This window comes from Bacteroidia bacterium (assembly GCA_033391075.1).
GTDB lineage: Bacteria > Bacteroidota > Bacteroidia > J057 > J057 > JAWPMV01.
In genome coordinates, this window is sequence record JAWPMV010000001.1 from 5,155,956 (window position 1) to 5,174,246 (window position 18,291).

The 18,291-nt window shown below is 40.8% G+C and carries 19 protein-coding genes; 16 read left to right on the forward strand and 3 right to left on the reverse strand.

Annotated elements, in window-relative coordinates; genetic code table 11:
* Nucleotides 1–9: 9 nt before the first annotated feature.
* Genes R8P61_20500 through dtd form a run of 3 tightly spaced genes read right to left on the reverse strand, consistent with a single transcriptional unit; the run spans nt 10 to nt 2,100 of the window.
* Nucleotides 10–336 carry a nucleotide pyrophosphohydrolase gene (locus R8P61_20500; GenBank protein ID MDW3649462.1) on the reverse strand — a complete coding sequence of 109 codons (327 nt, stop codon included), beginning with the start codon at nt 334–336 and terminating at the stop codon, nt 10–12.
* Nucleotides 337–361: 25 nt separating this feature from the next.
* Nucleotides 362–1,645 (reverse strand): hypothetical protein, encoded by a 1,284-nt coding sequence (locus R8P61_20505; GenBank protein MDW3649463.1) that lies wholly within the window; start codon nt 1,643–1,645, stop codon nt 362–364.
* Nucleotides 1,645–2,100, reverse strand: a complete 456-nt coding sequence (gene dtd / locus R8P61_20510) for a D-aminoacyl-tRNA deacylase (protein MDW3649464.1) — start codon at nt 2,098–2,100, stop codon at nt 1,645–1,647. The genes R8P61_20505 and dtd overlap by 1 nt, the downstream gene beginning before the upstream one ends.
* 305 nt (nt 2,101–2,405) lie before the next feature.
* On the opposite strand from dtd, the gene R8P61_20515 reads away from it, so the two are divergent.
* From R8P61_20515 to R8P61_20590, 16 genes are all read left to right on the forward strand, one after another.
* Nucleotides 2,406–3,104, forward strand: coding sequence for a GNAT family N-acetyltransferase (locus R8P61_20515; GenBank protein MDW3649465.1), 699 nt, complete (start codon nt 2,406–2,408; stop codon nt 3,102–3,104).
* Nucleotides 3,105–3,125: 21 nt separating this feature from the next.
* Nucleotides 3,126–4,316 (forward strand): argininosuccinate synthase, encoded by a 1,191-nt coding sequence (locus R8P61_20520; protein ID MDW3649466.1) that lies wholly within the window; start codon nt 3,126–3,128, stop codon nt 4,314–4,316.
* 90 nt (nt 4,317–4,406) lie between these two features.
* Nucleotides 4,407–5,372, forward strand: coding sequence for an N-acetyl-gamma-glutamyl-phosphate reductase (gene argC / locus R8P61_20525; GenBank protein MDW3649467.1), 966 nt, complete (start codon nt 4,407–4,409; stop codon nt 5,370–5,372).
* 152 nt (nt 5,373–5,524) lie between these two features.
* Complete coding sequence (locus R8P61_20530; GenBank protein ID MDW3649468.1) at nt 5,525–6,664, forward strand: aspartate aminotransferase family protein; 1,140 nt, start codon at nt 5,525–5,527, stop codon at nt 6,662–6,664.
* A gap of 2 nt (nt 6,665–6,666) precedes the next feature.
* Entirely contained in the window at nt 6,667–7,614 is a 948-nt protein-coding gene (locus R8P61_20535) for an N-acetylornithine carbamoyltransferase (GenBank protein ID MDW3649469.1), read from the forward strand.
* A gap of 16 nt (nt 7,615–7,630) precedes the next feature.
* Nucleotides 7,631–8,422 carry an acetylglutamate kinase gene (gene argB, locus R8P61_20540; protein MDW3649470.1) on the forward strand — a complete coding sequence of 264 codons (792 nt, stop codon included), beginning with the start codon at nt 7,631–7,633 and terminating at the stop codon, nt 8,420–8,422.
* A 13-nt stretch (nt 8,423–8,435) separates the two neighbouring features.
* The gene (locus R8P61_20545; protein MDW3649471.1) at nt 8,436–9,587 is read left to right on the forward strand and encodes a M20 family metallo-hydrolase; all 1,152 of its coding nucleotides are present in this window, start codon (nt 8,436–8,438) and stop codon (nt 9,585–9,587) included.
* A 222-nt stretch (nt 9,588–9,809) separates the two neighbouring features.
* Nucleotides 9,810–11,141, forward strand: coding sequence for an argininosuccinate lyase (argH, locus tag R8P61_20550; protein MDW3649472.1), 1,332 nt, complete (start codon nt 9,810–9,812; stop codon nt 11,139–11,141).
* A 347-nt stretch (nt 11,142–11,488) separates the two neighbouring features.
* Nucleotides 11,489–12,412 carry an abortive infection family protein gene (locus R8P61_20555; protein ID MDW3649473.1) on the forward strand — a complete coding sequence of 308 codons (924 nt, stop codon included), beginning with the start codon at nt 11,489–11,491 and terminating at the stop codon, nt 12,410–12,412.
* Between the two features lie 76 nt (nt 12,413–12,488).
* Entirely contained in the window at nt 12,489–12,872 is a 384-nt protein-coding gene (locus R8P61_20560) for a hypothetical protein (protein ID MDW3649474.1), read from the forward strand.
* A gap of 25 nt (nt 12,873–12,897) precedes the next feature.
* Nucleotides 12,898–13,794, forward strand: a complete 897-nt coding sequence (locus R8P61_20565) for an HNH endonuclease signature motif containing protein (GenBank protein MDW3649475.1) — start codon at nt 12,898–12,900, stop codon at nt 13,792–13,794.
* Nucleotides 13,795–13,884: 90 nt separating this feature from the next.
* Nucleotides 13,885–14,253 (forward strand): hypothetical protein, encoded by a 369-nt coding sequence (locus R8P61_20570; protein MDW3649476.1) that lies wholly within the window; start codon nt 13,885–13,887, stop codon nt 14,251–14,253.
* 71 nt (nt 14,254–14,324) lie between these two features.
* On the forward strand, nt 14,325–14,777 hold the full coding sequence (locus R8P61_20575) for a hypothetical protein (protein MDW3649477.1): 453 nt from the start codon (nt 14,325–14,327) through the stop codon (nt 14,775–14,777).
* 90 nt (nt 14,778–14,867) lie between these two features.
* Nucleotides 14,868–15,959 (forward strand): hypothetical protein, encoded by a 1,092-nt coding sequence (locus tag R8P61_20580; protein ID MDW3649478.1) that lies wholly within the window; start codon nt 14,868–14,870, stop codon nt 15,957–15,959.
* 84 nt (nt 15,960–16,043) lie between these two features.
* Nucleotides 16,044–16,634: a Crp/Fnr family transcriptional regulator gene (locus tag R8P61_20585; GenBank protein MDW3649479.1), complete on the forward strand. Its 591-nt coding sequence runs from the start codon at nt 16,044–16,046 to the stop codon at nt 16,632–16,634.
* 79 nt (nt 16,635–16,713) lie between these two features.
* Nucleotides 16,714–18,192: a nitrilase-related carbon-nitrogen hydrolase gene (locus R8P61_20590; protein MDW3649480.1), complete on the forward strand. Its 1,479-nt coding sequence runs from the start codon at nt 16,714–16,716 to the stop codon at nt 18,190–18,192.
* Nucleotides 18,193–18,291: the final 99 nt, after the last annotated feature.

Here is an 18,291-nt window from a genome sequence, read left to right on the forward strand (position 1 = left end):
CTAAAACGTCTATTTCAGCTTCTCATTATTCTTATGCCTATCCTTGTCCCGGATCGTTTTCTTTTCGATGTTTTTGCGGAAGGCTTCTTCGAGATCTATTCCGGTTTGATTGGCCAGACAAATGAGGACAAAAAGGACATCTGCCATTTCGTCTCCAAGGTCAATATCTTCCTCTGATTTTTTGAAAGATTGATCTCCGTATTTACGGGCCATTATCCTTGCCACTTCTCCTACTTCTTCCATCAATATGGTCGTATTGGTAAGTTCGGAGAAATAGCGGACTCCTATACTGGTCACCCAGCGGTCTACGGTCTCTTGGGCTTCTTTTAATCTCATGCCGCGAAGTTAGAAAATTTCCTTTTCACAAGCTGTCCTTCATTTGCCAAAGCCATTCTAATTGAATAAAAATGAATAGAATGATCCCTAATAAATGGGCGATGCTCAGCTTTTCGAACAAAAACTTCTTCCCTTTCTCCTGCCACAATCTTAGCCCCCAGATTGCATAGAGTGGAAGGATAGGTAAGTGATAACTGGGGTGAGAAAAAGCCAGAAGATAAGGCAGCATAAATAAGAGAATCAATGATATAAGCATAAGATTCATCTGCTCAATCTTCATCTCTTGACTCCTTCCTAAAGCGAGGAGAAATCCCAGGGCGAGCAGGCAGTATATTCCCCCATCAATTAACAGTGTTACAATTCCTATTATCCGATTTTTCGGATATATCCTGGCTCCGGAATAGGTATCAAAAGCAAAGAATACGCGCAAGCGATTCAGGCTCCGATACAGAAATTTAAACGGTCTCGCTTTGATATGCTCCACCGCCTCTATGCTGAAAGCCAAAGATTGTTGTTCGATAGGCAATGATCGTATGCTATCCAATTGCCGATAGTAGGGAGCAAAGTCCTCATTTGCTCGCTCATCATGAGAGCCCAGCCACCAGCTTTTGTAATCAGGTGTCCATTCATTGTTCCCCACATATAGATTGAAACTATTGAAGTCATTGATCCAGACGAAACGATCTGTCATCTGCCATGATTTATATTGCCAAAGCCCAATGAGAAACAAAAAGCTCAGGAAGAATGGCAGGAGATCTCGTGGATGTTTTTTTAAGGGAAGATATATGAGAAAAAGAGGAAGCAGGCTAAATGTTCCGGAGCGAAACAAAATGCCCAGAGCCAATAGGCTTCCCATTTTCCAAGCGGGCCCTCCTTTATAAAGCAATCTTACCAAAGCCAATACAAGGATCGCTATCGGGAGCTGGCTAAGGGGCGCCACGCTATAATGGATGAAAGCCGGCATAGAGGCAAAAAGGAACATTCCCAGCTGAACCCATTTCTCCTGCAGAAATAAAGTGGCCGTTTTAATCCAAACCCAATTAAAGATCAGGTAAAGCAATAAGATCGCACTTATCCAACTCCATAAGCTCTGCCCGAAGATTGTCCCAAAGATGCTGAGGTAATACGGCAAAGCAGGTGGCCATTCCGGCAGGAAGTTTTCCCCCGCCAAAATTGATTTAGCCGTTTCTACATAATAAAAAGCGTCTCCACTCAATAAATCTTCTCCCAGCCAAAACGCATAAAGAATCCTTAGCAAGATTCCCCAAACAGAAATCAAAAAGTAAGTATGTTTTTGGAGGAAGGACATTACCAGCCCGGTTCTTTCGAATCCAAAATTATCGTAACCGGACCATCATTCAGCAAACTTACCTCCATCATGGCGCCAAATTCTCCGGTAGCTACTTTCCCTTCAAAGTTCAGGGCCAGCAGCTCCACAAAATTCTCATACATGGGAATGGAAACTTCCGGAGGGGCTGAACGAATATAGGAAGGGCGATTTCCTTTCTTGGCATCCGCATACAAAGTAAATTGAGAAACCACGAGGATATCTCCTCCAATATCTTTGACAGAAAGGTTCATTTTCCCCTGCTCATCATTAAAGATTCTCAGATTTGTGATCTTCTTGATCAACCAGTCTATATCGGCTCGCTCATCCGCATGAGTTACTCCCAATAAAACCAGGAGTCCTTTTTCAATCTCTCCAGTAGTCCTTCCTTCGACCACAACTTTCGAATGACTCACCCTTTGTATTACTGCACGCATATTCGATTTTTAAACACTTTCAGCTATTTGGATTAACAAATTTTCAAAAAAATTCGTAATTAAATTGAGAATTCATATTCCTTTTCTATCTTTGACCCACTTGAAAACGATATCTACATATCGCATCCTTCCAAATACTGCTCCTTCCTTCAGGAGGGCAAGCAGGACTTTCCGTAGGGCCAGCCTGGCCTAAATTACTCATATATATCATTTTCCTATACCCATACCCTATTTTTCAAAGGGTAGTTCTGGATTATTCACCTTCAATTTATTTCTAATTTTTCTTCTGCCAATAACTTCCACCCATGGAATTTCAAATATTAGTCGCCGACAGCTCTCATTACTCCTATGCGGAGGCCATCTGTGAAACCATAGCCGAAGCAGCAAAGGCTCGGGGAACCGGTATTGCCAAGAGAGAACCCTCTTATGTGAAGGGGAAAATGGAAGAAGGCAAAGCCATTATTGCCTTACAGGATGGCAATTTCGCGGGCTTCTGTTATATCGAAACCTGGGAACATGGAAAGTATGCCGCCAATTCAGGGCTCATTGTTTCTCCTAACTATCGAAAACATGGGCTTGCCAAAAAGATCAAGGCAAAAGCCTTCGAACTTTCCCGGAAGAAATTTCCCGAAGCCAAGCTCTTTGGGATTACCACCAGCCTTCCGGTCATGAAGATCAATTCAGAATTGGGCTATAAGCCCGTAACCTTCTCTGAACTCACAGAAGATGAAGAATTCTGGGCCGGCTGCAAGAGTTGCCCCAACTTTGATGTACTCACTCGAAATCAACGGAAACTTTGCCTATGCACCGGCATGCTCTATGATCCGGCCAAAGAGAAAAAAGAACCTATCATAAAGCCCAAAGAAGAGGAAGAATCTCTCAGTCTCCGCTGGCAGCAATACAAAGCACACCTTCGCAAACGCAATAACAATCCCCTTTTACAAAAAATTAAAGAACGCATCTTCGGCAAGGCAGTCAAAGTCCTTGCCTGGACCAAATCATAAATTTTTATTCATCCATTCATCATGAACAATAAAGTAGTATTAGCATTTTCCGGAGGCCTCGACACCTCCTATTGTGTGAAATACCTGAGCCTGGAAAAAGGACTTGAGGTACATGCAGCCATCGTAAATACCGGAGGATTTTCTTCCGAGGAAATGGCTGATATCGAGCGAAGGGCTTATGATCTGGGAGTAAAAAGCTTCAGGATTTTGGATGAGGTAAAAAACTATTACGAAAAATGTATCCGTTTCCTGATCTATGGAAACGTTCTCAAAAACAATACATACCCCCTTTCGGTAAGTGCCGAACGTGTTTTTCAGGCAGTCGCCATCGCAAATTATGCCAATGAAATTGGAGCAGATGCCATCGCCCATGGTTCTACAGGAGCCGGAAACGATCAGGTTCGATTTGATATGGTATTTGACATCCTTTCTCCCGGTACCAAAGTCATCACACCGATTCGGGATAATAAACTTTCGCGCGAAGCAGAAATCGAATACCTCAAAGCTCAGGGCGTTGAGATGAATTGGGAGAAAGCTCAGTATTCGGTCAACAAAGGACTTTGGGGAACCAGTGTAGGGGGAAAAGAAACCCTCAATAGTTGGGACTATCTGCCCGAATCTGCCTATCCGACTCAAATAGACAAAAGCGGGAAAGAAGTGGTAGAGCTGGAATTTGAGAAAGGTGAGCTGGCGAAAGTGAATGGAGAATCCTTTGACCATGCAGTTGATGCTATCGAAGCCCTCAATGCATTGGCAGCTCCATATGCAGTCGGTCGAGACATTCATGTAGGAGATACCATCATCGGGATCAAAGGCCGTGTAGGTTTTGAAGCAGCAGCACCTTTGATCATCATCAAGGCCCATCACCTGCTCGAGAAACATGTACTCACCAAATGGCAGCAATACTGGAAAGAGCAAATGGCCAATTGGTATGGCATGCTCCTCCACGAAGGACAATATCTCGAACCCGTCATGAGAAATGTAGAAACTTTTCTCGAAGACACCCAGGAACGCGTCAGCGGCAAAGTGCAGCTTGAACTATCGCCCTATCGCTTCCAGCCTCTCGGCATCGAGTCCAAATACGACATGATGTCGGCCAAATTTGGTACCTACGGAGAAATGAATCGCGCCTGGAGTGGTGAAGATGTCAAAGGTTTTACAAAGATTTTGGCGAATAGTAGTAAGATCCACCGGATGGTAGGAGAAGATTAAGAAAAATGTGTTGAAGTGTTTTAGTGTTGTAGTTCCAGATTCTGATTTACTATAACACTTCCGCACGACAACACTAAAACACTTTTATCAATGATTAAAACAGGAATCATCGGAGCCGCAGGCTACACAGCCGGAGAGCTCATACGCATATTGATCCGCCATCCGGAGGTGCAGATCGTCTTTGCCCAGAGCAATTCGCAGGCTGGGAAGAAAGTCTATGAAGTACATGAGGATTTGGTGGGTGAGATCGAGCTTGAATTTGTGAAAGAATTATCTACGGAAGTAGAAGTGCTTTTCATTTGTTCGGGACATGGAAAAGCGAAGCCCATCATGGAAGCCCATAATTTTGGAGAAGAAGTAAAAATCATCGACCTCAGTCGGGACTTTCGCCTGAAATCTCCTGAGCACAATTTCATCTATGGATTGCCGGAACTGAATCGGGAGGAGATCAAAGCTAGTTCTCGCCTGGCAAATCCCGGATGCTTTGCGACTTGCATTCAATTGGGTTTACTTCCGCTGGCTGCAAATGGAAAGTTGAATGAGGAAGTTCACATACATGCTATTACCGGATCGACGGGCGCAGGGCAAAATCCCGTTGCCACGACTCATTTCTCCTGGCGCAACAATAACCTCAGTATATATAAGGCATTCAATCATCAGCATTTAGGGGAAATTCATCAAAGTCTGGCTCAACTTCAGGACGGATTTGGCAAGGAGCTGAACTTCCTACCTATGCGCGGAGATTTTCCGAGAGGCATTTATGCTTCTATGTATTTGAAATCGGACTTGAGTTTGGAGGAGGCAAAGGAACTTTACCAGAATTACTATGCCTCGCATCCTTTCACCCATGTAACTCCCAAAAATCCACACCTCAAGCAGGTAGTCAATACCAATAAGGCATTGGTTCATGTGGAGAAGCATGGAGACAAGTTGCTCATCATTAGCATGATTGACAATTTGCTCAAAGGAGCATCCGGCCAGGCCGTTCAGAATATGAACCTCATGTTTGGCCTGGAAGAAACACTCGGTTTACAATTGAAAGCGCTGGTATTTTAACCCCCTCGCACGAGCACCGTCCTCTTAAAATGGGGCTCACGCAGGACCGAATGAATCAAGTAAATAAGCTTCACATAGGTTTTGCAGGATTCCCCACTTCAAATGGGAATTGCGTAAGTGTTAAGGTGCCATATTTAAAAAAAACAAAAACAATGAATCTCTTCAATGTATATCCTCTCTTCGACATCGAACCCGTAAAGGCAAAAGATTGCTACATCTGGGATCAGGAGGGAAATAAAATCCTCGACCTCTATGGAGGTCATGCGGTGATCTCTATCGGACATAGTCATCCGCATTATGTTCAGAAAGTATCTGAACAATTAGGCTTGATTGGATTTTACTCTAATTCAGTCCAGAATTCCTTGCAAAAGGAACTGGCAGAAAAACTGGGAGAACTTTCCGGCTATCCCGATCATGAACTCTTTCTCTGCAATAGCGGAGCAGAAGCTATGGAGAATGCCTTAAAACTGGCATCTTTCCATACGGATCGTAAGAAAATTGTCATGCTCTCCGGCGCTTTTCATGGGCGAACTTCCGGAGCTGTTGCCATAACCGACAATCCCAAAATTCAGGCTCCTGTCAATCCAGTCGATCATGTGATTCGCATAGATTTTGATGATGAGGCAGCTTTGGAAGAAGCGATCTCTGAAGGAGATGTTTGCGCAGTAGTTATCGAAGGTATGCAAGGAGTAGGCGGCGTATTCGTTCCCTCCACTTCTTTCCTCCAAAAAGCCCGCAGCCTCTGTGATCAATATGGAACCGTCCTCATCATGGACGAAATCCAATCCGGCTATGGTCGTAGTGGCAAATTTTTCGCCCACCAACATGCAGGTATAGAAGCAGATCTAATCACCCTGGCCAAAGGTATGGGCAATGGTTTTCCGATAGGAGGAGTTATGATTGCCCCTAAATTTGAATCCTGGTTTGGGATGCTGGGTACGACTTTCGGGGGAAATCATCTGGCATGTGCAGCAGGCATCGCCGTACTGGATGTGTTGAAAGAAGAAAAGCTGATTGAGCATGCGGCAAAACTGGGAGATTACCTGAAGAAAAGACTGCAAGCTATCCCCGGTATCCAGGAAATTAGAGGACATGGATTGATGCTCGGTATGCAACTCAATAGCGAAGCCAAACCTATTCGTCTACAACTCCTGAAAGACCACAAAATCTTTACCGGTTCCTCTGCACAAAAAGAAACCCTTCGCCTGCTTCCGCCCTTGACAATGACAGAGGAAATGGCGGATGAATTTCTATACGCTTTACAAGAAGTCCTAAATCCGGCAATCGCCTAGCTATGCAACATTTTACCTCAAGAAAAGACGTAAGCGATATACAGGCCTTATTAAAAAAGGCTCAATCCATCAGTGCTGATCCCTTTCAGCAAACTGAACTCGGCAAAAACAAAACCCTGGGACTGATCTTCTTCAATTCCAGTCTGCGTACTCGCCTGAGCACCCAAAAAGCCGCCGCCAATCTGGGCATGAATTGCATAGTCATGAATATCGGCACAGATGGCTGGAAATTGGAGTTTCAGGATGGAACGGTCATGGATCAGGACAAAGCAGAACATGCCAAAGATGCTATTGCTGTCATGGGTTCCTATTGTGATATTCTGGGAGTTCGTGCTTTTCCGGGATTAAAGGATCGCCAGGCAGACTATGAAGAGCAAATTTTAAACAGCTTTATCCAGTATGCAGGTGTTCCCATCGTATCCCTGGAATCTTCTACTTTGCATCCGCTGCAATCATTCGCCGACCTCATCAGCATAGAAACATATAAAAAAACGGAGAAGCCCAAAGTAGTATTGACCTGGGCTCCACATCCAAAGGCTTTACCTCAGGCAGTTGGGAATTCATTTGTGGAATGGATGAAAGAGACTGATTATGAATTGATCGTAACCCATCCGGAAGGCTATGAATTGGCAGAAAAATTTGGAGAGGGAGTAAAGGTCGAATACGATCAAAGCAAAGCCTTTGAAGGAGCAGATTTTGTGTATGCGAAAAACTGGTCCTCTTACGCTTCTTATGGCCAGATATTGAGTCAGGATAGAAGTTGGGTAGTAGATGAAGAAAAAATGTCTCTGACGAATGATGCCCATTTTATGCATTGTTTACCGGTCAGACGAAATGTGGTAGTGGCTGATGAAGTCATTGATTCTCCGAAATCTTTGGTCATACAGCAGGCATCCAATCGGGTAGTTTCTGCTCAAACGGTACTGGCCAGTCTGTTAGAAGCTTTATAAAAATCAAGAAGAGCCGATGAAAAAACCCTTGTATATCCTGAAGATTGGAGGTAAGGTTTTAAGCAATCCTGATCAATGCAATTCCTTGTTGCAAGCCTTTTCCGCACTTGATGCAGCCAAAATCCTGGTACATGGAGGAGGAAAAACAGGTACTGAGATCGCCGAAAAACTGGGCATAGAAGCCAAAATGATTGAGGGGCGAAGGATTACCGATGAAGCCATGCTTGAGGTGGCCATGATGGTTTATGGCGGGCTGATGAACAAAGGAGTGGTGGCTCAATTGCAGGCATTGGGGCAAAATGCACTAGGGCTTACCGGAGCAGATATGGATGTGATCACTTCAATCAAAAGACCTGTAAAAGAAATCGATTATGGCTTTGCCGGAGATATCGTCAAAGTAAACGATCAGCAGTTATTCCGTCTATTGGAGGATGGGATACTTCCCGTAATGGCTCCCTTGACTCACGACGGCAAGGGAAAAATGCTCAATACCAATGCAGATACGATAGCCTCTACCGTAGCTCGATCTATGGCCAAGCATTTTGAGGTGCATCTTATGTATAGCTTTGAAATGAGTGGAGTATTGAAAGATCCCAAAGATCAGGACAGCCTCATTCCCTTGCTGAACGCAGATTCCTATGAAAGATATAAGGCCGAAGGCGTAATAGTTGGTGGAATGATCCCCAAGTTAGATAATGCTTTTTCCGCACTGGCTTCAGGCGTACATCGCGTATATATTTGTCATGCTTCTGCTATAGCAGGACTCAACACAAACAAATTCAGAGGAACACAGATATTCCTCTCTTAGACCGTACTTTGTTATGATAGGGCCCAAAGAACTTAAACAAAACGCCATTGAGCTTTTGAAAAAGCTCATAGAAACTCCTTCCATCAGTCGGGAAGAGAATGTCACCGCCAATCACATTGAGAAGTTTCTTCAGGATGCAGGGGTAAAAACCCAGCGAAAAGGAAACAATATATGGGCCTTTAACAAAGTGTTTATCGAAGGCCAGACGACCCTTCTCCTCAACTCCCATCACGATACCGTAAAACCTAATGCCAGCTATAAAAATGATCCTTTCAAGGCGATAGTCGAGGAGGATAAATTGTATGGTTTGGGAAGTAATGACGCAGGGGGTTGTCTGGTTTCCCTGATCGCAACTTTCCTGCATTTTTATGAAAGGCCGGATCTGCCTTTCAATCTCGTTCTGGCAGCTACGGCAGAAGAAGAAATTTCCGGAGCCAATGGAATTGCCTCTATTCTGGAGGAGATTGGCAATATCGATGTAGCTATTGTAGGTGAGCCTACTCAAATGCGGATGGCCATAGCTGAAAAAGGCTTAATGGTGTTGGATTGTACGGTAAGAGGAAAAGCAGGTCATGCAGCAAGAGAAGAAGGAATCAATTCTATCTATAAATCTCTGAGCGACATCCAGTGGTTCCAGAATTATGCATTTGAAGAAGTTTCAGAATTATTGGGACCCGTAAAAATGTCTGTTACCCAGATACATGCCGGCACGCAGCACAATGTTGTCCCGGATAGCTGTAAATTTGTGGTGGATGTTCGAACCAATGAATTTTACAGCAATGAGGATGCTTACAAAATCATTACTGAGGAGGTGAGCTGCATGGTAAAAGCCCGTTCTTTCCGCCTGAACTCATCTCGTATCGATCTCAAACATCCCCTGGTACGCGCCGGGCAGTCGATGGGATTGGAGCATTTCGGTTCGCCTACTTTGTCAGATCAGGCATTGATTCCATTTCCGAGCATGAAAATTGGACCTGGAAAATCCGCCCGTTCTCATACAGCTGACGAATTTGTCCTGATCTCCGAAATTGAAGCAGGTATAGATACTTATATCAAGCTTATCACACGTCTGGAAGGTTATTACGAACCCGACTCAGACGAAACCTGGGAAGATCAAAACGAAGCCAGCCTGAACCTGAGTGCGGATATAGGGATGAGCTTATAGGGTTCCTATTGAGGATAAAGCACAAAACAAAGCTGTCATTGCGAGTCGGAATTTCCGGCGAAGCAATCTCCTTGGATCCAAATAAGCTTTACGAATCAAGGGGATTGCTTCGCCCTTTATAAGGGCTCGCAATGACACAATATTTGTGAGAGCGATTATTCGGTTGCACTTTTGACGAAAAGACGCGATTGAATTTTACATAAGAAACCATAAACTACTTATATGAAACTCTGGGACAAAGGATACTCCACAGAAGACATCATAGAATCATTCACTGTCGGTAAAGACCGGGAGCTCGATTTATATCTGGCTCCATTCGATGTAATGGGAACCCTTGCCCACATACAGATGCTGGAGAGTATTGATCTATTGGAAAAAGAAGAACTCGACATACTTTCTGCCGAATTAAAATCTATCTATCGTGAAATCGAAAAGGGCAACTTCCTGATCGAAGATGGGATTGAGGATGTTCATTCGCAGGTGGAGATGATGCTGACGAAAAAGCTCGGCGAGGTAGGAAAGAAAGTACATAGTGGACGTTCGAGAAATGATCAGGTCCTGCTGGATTTAAAACTATACTTTCGTTCCGCAATAGAAGAAATCAGTTCTCTCACAGAAAAACTCTTTGAAGGTTTGCAGAAACAAAGTGAAGCTTATAAAGATGTCCTTTTACCGGGATACACCCATTTACAAGTAGCCATGCCTTCCTCCTTCGGCCTCTGGTTTGGCTCCTATGCCGAAGCTTTGATTGACGATATATATATGTTGGAAGCTGCCTGGAAGGTCGTAAATCAAAACCCTTTGGGTTCAGCGGCGGGATACGGCTCCTCCTTTCCCTTAAATCGGACCATGACTACCGAACTCCTGGGATTCGATACCCTGGCATACAATGTAGTCTATGCACAGATGGGGAGAGGGAAGACAGAGAAGCTTTTGGCCTATGCCATTGCCTCCATCGGTTCCACCCTATCCAAACTATCCATGGATGTCTGTCTGTATATGAGTCAGAATTTTAGCTTCCTGGGACTTCCCAAGGAATTGACTACGGGTTCCAGCATTATGCCCCATAAGAAGAATCCAGATGTCTTCGAAATGCTGCGCGCCAAAGGCAACAAATTACAGGCGCTTCCTTTCGAAATCAGTCATATCACTGGAAACCTCCCTTCCGGCTACCATAGAGACCTTCAGCTTACCAAAGAATCCCTGCTGCCTGCGATAGAAGATTGCAAGAACTGCCTGGAGATAGCGAGCTATATGATAGAAAGACTGGAGGTCAAAAGCGATATCCTCAATCACCCCATTTATGATTACCTATTTAGCGTAGAAGTGGTAAATCGGGAGGTGCTCAAAGGAAAGCCATTCCGTGAAGCCTATCGCATCATCGGCGAAGCCATCGATAGTGGCAACTTTAGCCCGGAAAAAGAGATCAATCACAGGCATGAAGGAAGCATCGGTAATCTTTGTACCGATGAAATCAAAGCGAAGATGGATGCTGCGATTGGGGCCTTTGGGTTTTCAGAAGTACATGATAAGCTAGCGAGTCTGATGCGCTAGAAGAGGTGTTCATGTGTTCTCGTGTTCTGGTTTGAGATTTTCCATCACGAGAACACATGAACACCAGAACACCAGAACACGTCTCTCTTTTGTTGTGGGGAGAATTATTCCGATATTAGATATACCATGAACACAATGAAATCCCTATATCCATTTTGGCTCGAAATTTCATCAGGATTCGATCTTGGTGAAGATGCTATTTGCATTAAAAGGTGCGGATAGCCAGGAGATAATAGGGTATAACCGGAACTATGGCGGATATACAGATGTTCTACACAACAAATTATAAAAAACTAAGTGCCAAACTATATAGAAACAAAAGTATCTGACTCTTTGAACGAAAATTAATGAATAAGATAACTAAGGTAACTCGAGGTAAAATATTTGACTCTATTATAATCGAAAGAATTAATTGGAATGGTAGTTTAGAAGAACCTGAATTCCTTTCAAGAGTTTTTGACCTAAGAAACCTTCCTTCTTATGATAGTAGATACACCAATATGGAAGGAGACGTTTGGCAGCACAGAATTAATAATTATGATTGGGAAGAATATTGGGTATTTACTGATGATCGTTTGAATTTAATGGATTGTGATGATGCCTTGTTTTTGCAATTTCTCTGTGAGATGGTACACCCTGTTGTAAGAAGAGATAAAACTGAAGTGGCTAGATTAGTACAGTCATTTAACGAAGGCTTAAAATATGATGGTTATGAACTAGTGGAAAAAGCCCAAATTTCTGGACACTCAATTTTTGGCGGGAGAAGAGTAATTATTGGGAATGAAATGCTTCAAAGGAAAAAGCGTGAAATAGAAAATGTGTTGAGCGAGGAGTATGTTATTAGGCAAATTAATATTATGGAAAGCTCTGTAGAAAGCTCCCCAGAACTAGCTATAGGTACATCTAAGGAATTAATTGAAACCATATGTAAAACGATACTCCATGAGAGAGAAATTGAAATAGAACGGGGTTGGGACTTACCAAAATTATTGAGAGAAACAGCATCGAACTTAAAGCTAGCACCTGGCGAGATTACCAATGAAGTAAAAGCAGCAGATACAATAAAAAAGATATTGGGAAGTCTTTCGACAGTTGTTTTTGGGATTGCTGAATTGAGAAACAATTATGGTACCGGTCATGGAAAGGATGCAAAATTTAAGGGACTTAATTCAAGACACGCAAGATTAGCAACGGGAGCATCATCAACTCTTGCTTTATTTCTCCTTGAAACTCATAAAATCAGAGAAGAAATAGAATTAAAAGAAAAATAAATGTGTAGAACAAAACCTATCCGCCAGCCTTCGCTATCGCTGCGGCCGTTCGGATAGCTAGTCGTTAGCTTTCATTATGAAAAAGGAAATAATTACGCATTGGCACTATAAAACAGAAATTTCACTAACAATAGCTGAAGATAATTCCTGTCCTTGTCCTGTTTGTGGAAAATCAACTACTAATATTGAATGGCGACCATATGGAAAAGATGGCAATCCAACTTATGACATTTGTGAATGTTGTAATTATGAATTTGGATACGATGATGGAGATGACGAACCGCCTCATGATAAAAGTTGGAAGAATTACCGTGAGAAATGGCTTAATGGTGAAATCGAAAATGCAACTAAATTAACCTTGACGCAAAAGAGAGAACTGCTTAAAAATATTGATATAGAAGTTACACAAGGTTTAAGCAAAAGTGAAAAACGAAAGCTAACAAAAAATAAACAGCATTAAAACGACTGTTTATTCAGAACGTTGTGTGTATAAAGAAAAAGAAGAGATGACAAAGGTCGATTTAAACGATTTTAAGGAGCAAAAAGATTGTACCTACAAATCTGAACTTTATTCTGTAAGAGACAACGGAGCAATTTATCGTCATTCTAGAGATAACAAACCGGTTCGTAAACTAGATAATCACTGGACTTTTGGGAAACCAACTAAACAGGGATATATGCGTTTTGCTTCCGAAGTTGTTCATAGAATTGTTGCTTGTGCATTTTTAGGATATCCCCCAACAACTCAACATATTGTTGATCATAAAGACACAAATCGTCAAAACAATCGACCAGAAAATCTTCGATGGCTCACCAAAATGGAAAATATTTTGAAGAACCCCATAACGGTAAAGAAAATAGAATTCTATTGTGGAAGTATTGATGCTTTTCTTAAAGACCCTTCAATATTAAGCAAGTTTATAACTGAAGACCCAAATTTCAATTGGATGAGAACTGTCTCTGCCAGAGAAGCTCAAAATTCTTGGGAACGATTAAGAAAATGGTCAGAAACAGAAAATGATAATTCTTCATCAATAAGGGGTTCACTAGGAGAATGGATATTTAAGCCTTTCAAAAAATCAGAAAAAGAGCGAATAGAATACGAGTTAGGAAATCATTCCGAACTATCTAAAATGATCGAAGGCATTCTTAATAAAGTTGAGCAAGAAACGGGAATAAACAGAAAGGAATTTTCCTTAAAATCGAAGAAGAAGGAATACTTACAAGCACGAGTCTATGCCGCAATCCGACTTCGAGAAGAATTAGATTTATCAGAAGAATGGATTAGTAAAATCATTGGGAAGTCTAAAAGCATGGTAAACACATATTTAAATTACCCTGATAGTTATTTAAAGAATGTGAGCTATTACAAAAAAAAATAAAATCTAAACACACAACAATAGCTAAACTCCAGCCAGCTGCTAAAGCAGCTGTCCGAGGTATAGCTTGGCGTTATAGCCAATAAAAAGAAAATGATGGAGATTCAACTCGAGAAATTGAAGTTTAGAGAGATCCATATTTGGATGGATGGAGGTTCAATTACCTTAAATTTCAGAGATGAAAAAGACAAAGAATTGATGATCGAGCTTCAACAATCGGCAACTGAGGAATACCTAGAAGAAATTTCAAAGATTCCTGGAAGGATTTATTTCGATGAAAAAGTTATTGAAAAGAGATCTTCTGAAGAGGAGCAAATACTAGAATATTTGAAAGAAAGAATTATTAATAAGTTAGAAGTTCTAGAAAGAAGAATCTTAGAAGATCAAATTCGTTGGATAGAATCTCCTAAATACCTAGAATTCCAGCCAAGAAAAATGAATAGAAGAAGAAAGATAACCTAGAGATGATTTAGAAAAAGAAAATACTGGCTATAACACTGTGCATATGTACATGCACTAACCGTCAATAAAAAATGAGAATTGATAGTACAAATTATGAGTACTATAAGGAAATTTTCGCATTTATATGGGATTATTATAATAGTAAATCCAGATTGATTACAAAGGAAGAACATTCTCCAATAGCCATACTCACAAAAATGGAGAAAGAAAGCTTTTCTCTTGCCAAGAAAGGATTAAAAATGGGAATGAGTGACCTAATTCAGATGGTAAATGGGCAATCGGAGGCTTTCAAAAAAGAATTGAACGAATTATTAATTGCAAGTGATCTGCCTAGTCTGAAAAGGCTTAATGCGCAAATAAAAAATATAGCTCAAAAAGTATTGAAGGGAGGAGAAATTAAGAGTGAGTCGGAGTACTATATTATCAAAGAAGTACTCATAGATTTGAGTTTGAAGTTGCCTCAAGAAGAAAGGGAAAGACTTACTCAATGTATGTTGGAGTACGAATTGAAAGAAAAAAAATAAAAGACGGCTGACAAAAGCTACAACGCCATCCAGCTGCTAAAACAGCTGTCAGAAGCATAGCTAGTCCTTAGTCACCATAAAATTTAGAACATGAGAATAACAATCATTATAATTATTCTGACAATTCAAGTAAGCTGTAAAAACCGTAATGAGACGAATATTAAGTCTGAGAATTCTGCCATCACTGAATTAACGAAATGCAACTACAATAATGAAGCAATTACTAAATATCACATTCTAACTAATAAAGCTGAAATTGCAATTTGTGATGGTGATTTCGATAGAGCATCCAAAAATTACTCATTGGCATTTAGAGAAATTAAAAAACCTTTTGGTCATGATGTTTATAATGCTGCACTTTCAAATCAACTCTCTAATAACTTAGATGAAAGGAATTTAAATCTTCAACTACTTATAAATAATTCTGATGATTTAAGTTCGCTAAAGTCAATTTTTGTCAACACATATATAGATGAAAACCTTTGGAATTCTTTTATAGAGAAAAGAACGACTGAATATGACTCAAGATTAAGAAATGAATTCAAAGCAATTTGGGAAAGAGATCAATTGTTCAGACCCATGTACGATACTCATGATGACACTATTCAAGCTAATCGAATAATAAATATGAACAGGATACTTTCGATAACTGATTCTCTTGGCTTCCCTTCTCAGATAGAGCTCGGTTTTAGAAAATCCTTATGGGGGCAAAATCATGATGTGGTTTTAGTTCATACATCTCAAAGAAGAAGCAGCAATAAAAACATAATTGATCTTGAACCAATTCTTTGCAAGGCAGTAAATGAGGGACGATTTGATCCTGAACAGGCAATCTCTTACCTCCATTTCCAAAATGATAAGGATAAAAGAGATTTTGAAGTTTACTCAACTTGGCAATATAAACATCGCTTGTTGCCAGATTCTCTAAATAACAAAATATGGCTTGCAAATTTGAATAAGGAAAAATATGAGCGTGCTAATGAAATAAGAAAAAAATGGAATGCTGATCAATTAGATGACATTGCAACAAAATCTGATTTTATTTCAAGAAGCAACATACCGTTCATGTTTACATCAGTTATGACATTCATTGAAAATATGCCAAGAGATCTTACTCTGGAAGAGGCTTTGGAACAATATAAAATGACTACTTCAGATAAAAAACCATTTAAAGAAAAGTAAAAAATACAGTGACTAACACGTGATATAAGGGCATACTTCATACAGCCCTATATCACCGAACCGTTGTAGCAAATAAAAGATTTCATGAATTTCGAACAGATTAAAGAACGAACAAGACCCTTAGTCAACAAGGTGGCACCTGTATCGGAGGGGTCGTTAGATCTGATGAGTGACTTGATTTTAGTTGAAGTTTATGAAAAAGGAGATGTGTTTATTGATAGAGGGAAAAAAAACAACAAGGAATACTTTGTTTACGAAGGTGTCTGCCGGAGCTTTTTGCTAAGCCCGGAAGGTGAGGAAGTAACTATATCTTATTTTCTTGAAGGTAGTGTACTTTCTCCGAATAAAACGAGAACAGCCAATCAAATATCTCACCTCAACTTTCAAGCGCTTACAAAGCTGACCGTAGCCAGTTTAAACGCTGACAAGTTTGAGCAGCTAATGATAAATCACATCGACATACGCGAGTTTGGAAATATGGTTTTACAATATGAACTCCTTGCAAAAGTTGAAAAAGAAATTGCTCTCGCCTCGTTGAACGCGAGAGAAAGACTCATTCTTTTTAGAGAAAAATACCACTTTTTGGAAAATCTAATCTCACATGTTGACATTGCCTCCTATCTGGGAATTACAAATATTTCCTTAAGCAGACTTCGAAGGGGACTCATGGAATAAAATATCATCCTTTATCAAATGTTAATGGATTTGAAATCCGCATCATCAACCTTTGTTGTCAACTTAAAAACAAAGAAAGATGAAAGAATTATCAAGTACCCACACACAAGGATTTTATGTAGATAAAATTAATCCACTTTGGTATCTCGCAATTGGAATAGTTACCATAGCCCTTACTCACATGACCTTTAGTATTGAAGTCATGGCCTGGGTTTCAAGTATTCCATTTTTAATATATCTAAGTCTCACACAAGGTTGGAAGTCAAGGTTAAGCTTTTTTCTCGCTTTAGTTTTGGCCTGGTCCCTTGTTGTAACCAAGATTATTAGCGATCCAATTCCATTGGTGCTGGTCTTTCTCTACTCGATCCCAATTAGTTTGTTTCACCTGCCGGGATACTTGATCTGGAGCAAATTTAAAAATCAGAAATATGCGCTGTTTCTATTTCCTGTCATCATGATCATTATGGAATGGATTCAATACACCTTTACACCTCTTGCCAGTTGGGGAGTAGCTGCATATACCCTGCACGATAATGTATCACTTATTCAAACAGTATCCTTGTTTGGGTTGGCTGGACTAAGCTTTTTGATTTATTGGGTTAATGTCTCAATTGCTAACATCATAATCAAAAGAAAAACCTCTATTTCAACATTTCAGCTCCCCTTAATTATGCTGTTCCTTTTAATTGCTTTTGGCTCCATCCGATACGACATGAGCAAAGCTAATGGTATTGACACTATAACTGTTGCCGCAGTTGGAACAGACTCGAAAGCAAGTGGTTTGCCATTGCCTTCTAAAGAAAGAACTGAACAGACTAAAACGGCATTATTTAAACGAACCAGAACTGCAGCAGGCGGTGGCGCTGAAATAATATCATGGAACGAAGCCGCCATATTTATAATGCCTGAAGATGAGAATGAATGGATTAACTCCATCAAGGAACTAGCTGCTGAACTCAATATCACTTTGGTAGCTTCTTATGTGACACCCATTTCACAATCTCCCTTGAGGTATGAGAACAAGTATCAGTTTATCGATTCGTCAGGAAACATTACACATACATACCTCAAGCATCAACCCGTACCAGGAGAACCAGCTGTGCAAGGAAAGTCCCCTTTAAAAGTTGCTGATATAAAAGGAACAAAAGTCGCAGCCGCAATTTGCTATGATTATGATTTTCCGTATCTGGCAAAAGGGTATGGTGAATTAGGAGCAGATATGGTTATTCTTCCGTCAAGTGATTGGAGAGGCATCGACCCTGTTCATACAGAAATGGCAGCCTTTAGAGCTGTTGAGCAAGGTCACTCGGTTCTTCGTTCAACGCGTTTTGGGCTCTCTGCAGCAATTACACCATACGGTGAAATGGTTTCACAAATGAGCAGTTTTGACGATAATGATAAAATCATGTATTCACAACTACCTACCAAAGGTGTCACTACATTATACTCAGTTATTCAAGATAGCTTCGTCTACCTCTGTATTGGATTCTTACTGTCGTTCATGGCTATTGCGTCTAGATCAAAAAATAAATTAAAACCTATAAAAAAAGATAATTGATTTAAATAGAAGTATGTTAGTATTACTTGCTACAACAAAACCTAAGCTACAATAAAACGCAGTTTAGCCAAACCATTACTGATTAATATACCCCATTTG

What these genes read in the sequence shown, in the direction of transcription:
- R8P61_20500 (MDW3649462.1), bottom strand. Translation starts at nt 336, where the DNA reads ATGAGATTAAAAGAAGCCCAAGAGACCGTAGACCGCTGGGTGACCAGT.
- R8P61_20505 (MDW3649463.1), bottom strand. Translation starts at nt 1,645, where the DNA reads ATGTCCTTCCTCCAAAAACATACTTACTTTTTGATTTCTGTTTGGGGA.
- dtd (MDW3649464.1), bottom strand. Translation starts at nt 2,100, where the DNA reads ATGCGTGCAGTAATACAAAGGGTGAGTCATTCGAAAGTTGTGGTCGAA.
- R8P61_20515 (MDW3649465.1), top strand. Translation starts at nt 2,406, where the DNA reads ATGGAATTTCAAATATTAGTCGCCGACAGCTCTCATTACTCCTATGCG.
- R8P61_20520 (MDW3649466.1), top strand. Translation starts at nt 3,126, where the DNA reads ATGAACAATAAAGTAGTATTAGCATTTTCCGGAGGCCTCGACACCTCC.
- argC (MDW3649467.1), top strand. Translation starts at nt 4,407, where the DNA reads ATGATTAAAACAGGAATCATCGGAGCCGCAGGCTACACAGCCGGAGAG.
- R8P61_20530 (MDW3649468.1), top strand. Translation starts at nt 5,525, where the DNA reads ATGAATCTCTTCAATGTATATCCTCTCTTCGACATCGAACCCGTAAAG.
- R8P61_20535 (MDW3649469.1), top strand. Translation starts at nt 6,667, where the DNA reads ATGCAACATTTTACCTCAAGAAAAGACGTAAGCGATATACAGGCCTTA.
- argB (MDW3649470.1), top strand. Translation starts at nt 7,631, where the DNA reads ATGAAAAAACCCTTGTATATCCTGAAGATTGGAGGTAAGGTTTTAAGC.
- R8P61_20545 (MDW3649471.1), top strand. Translation starts at nt 8,436, where the DNA reads ATGATAGGGCCCAAAGAACTTAAACAAAACGCCATTGAGCTTTTGAAA.
- argH (MDW3649472.1), top strand. Translation starts at nt 9,810, where the DNA reads ATGAAACTCTGGGACAAAGGATACTCCACAGAAGACATCATAGAATCA.
- R8P61_20555 (MDW3649473.1), top strand. Translation starts at nt 11,489, where the DNA reads ATGAATAAGATAACTAAGGTAACTCGAGGTAAAATATTTGACTCTATT.
- R8P61_20560 (MDW3649474.1), top strand. Translation starts at nt 12,489, where the DNA reads ATGAAAAAGGAAATAATTACGCATTGGCACTATAAAACAGAAATTTCA.
- R8P61_20570 (MDW3649476.1), top strand. Translation starts at nt 13,885, where the DNA reads ATGATGGAGATTCAACTCGAGAAATTGAAGTTTAGAGAGATCCATATT.
- R8P61_20575 (MDW3649477.1), top strand. Translation starts at nt 14,325, where the DNA reads ATGAGAATTGATAGTACAAATTATGAGTACTATAAGGAAATTTTCGCA.
- R8P61_20580 (MDW3649478.1), top strand. Translation starts at nt 14,868, where the DNA reads ATGAGAATAACAATCATTATAATTATTCTGACAATTCAAGTAAGCTGT.
- R8P61_20585 (MDW3649479.1), top strand. Translation starts at nt 16,044, where the DNA reads ATGAATTTCGAACAGATTAAAGAACGAACAAGACCCTTAGTCAACAAG.
- R8P61_20590 (MDW3649480.1), top strand. Translation starts at nt 16,714, where the DNA reads ATGAAAGAATTATCAAGTACCCACACACAAGGATTTTATGTAGATAAA.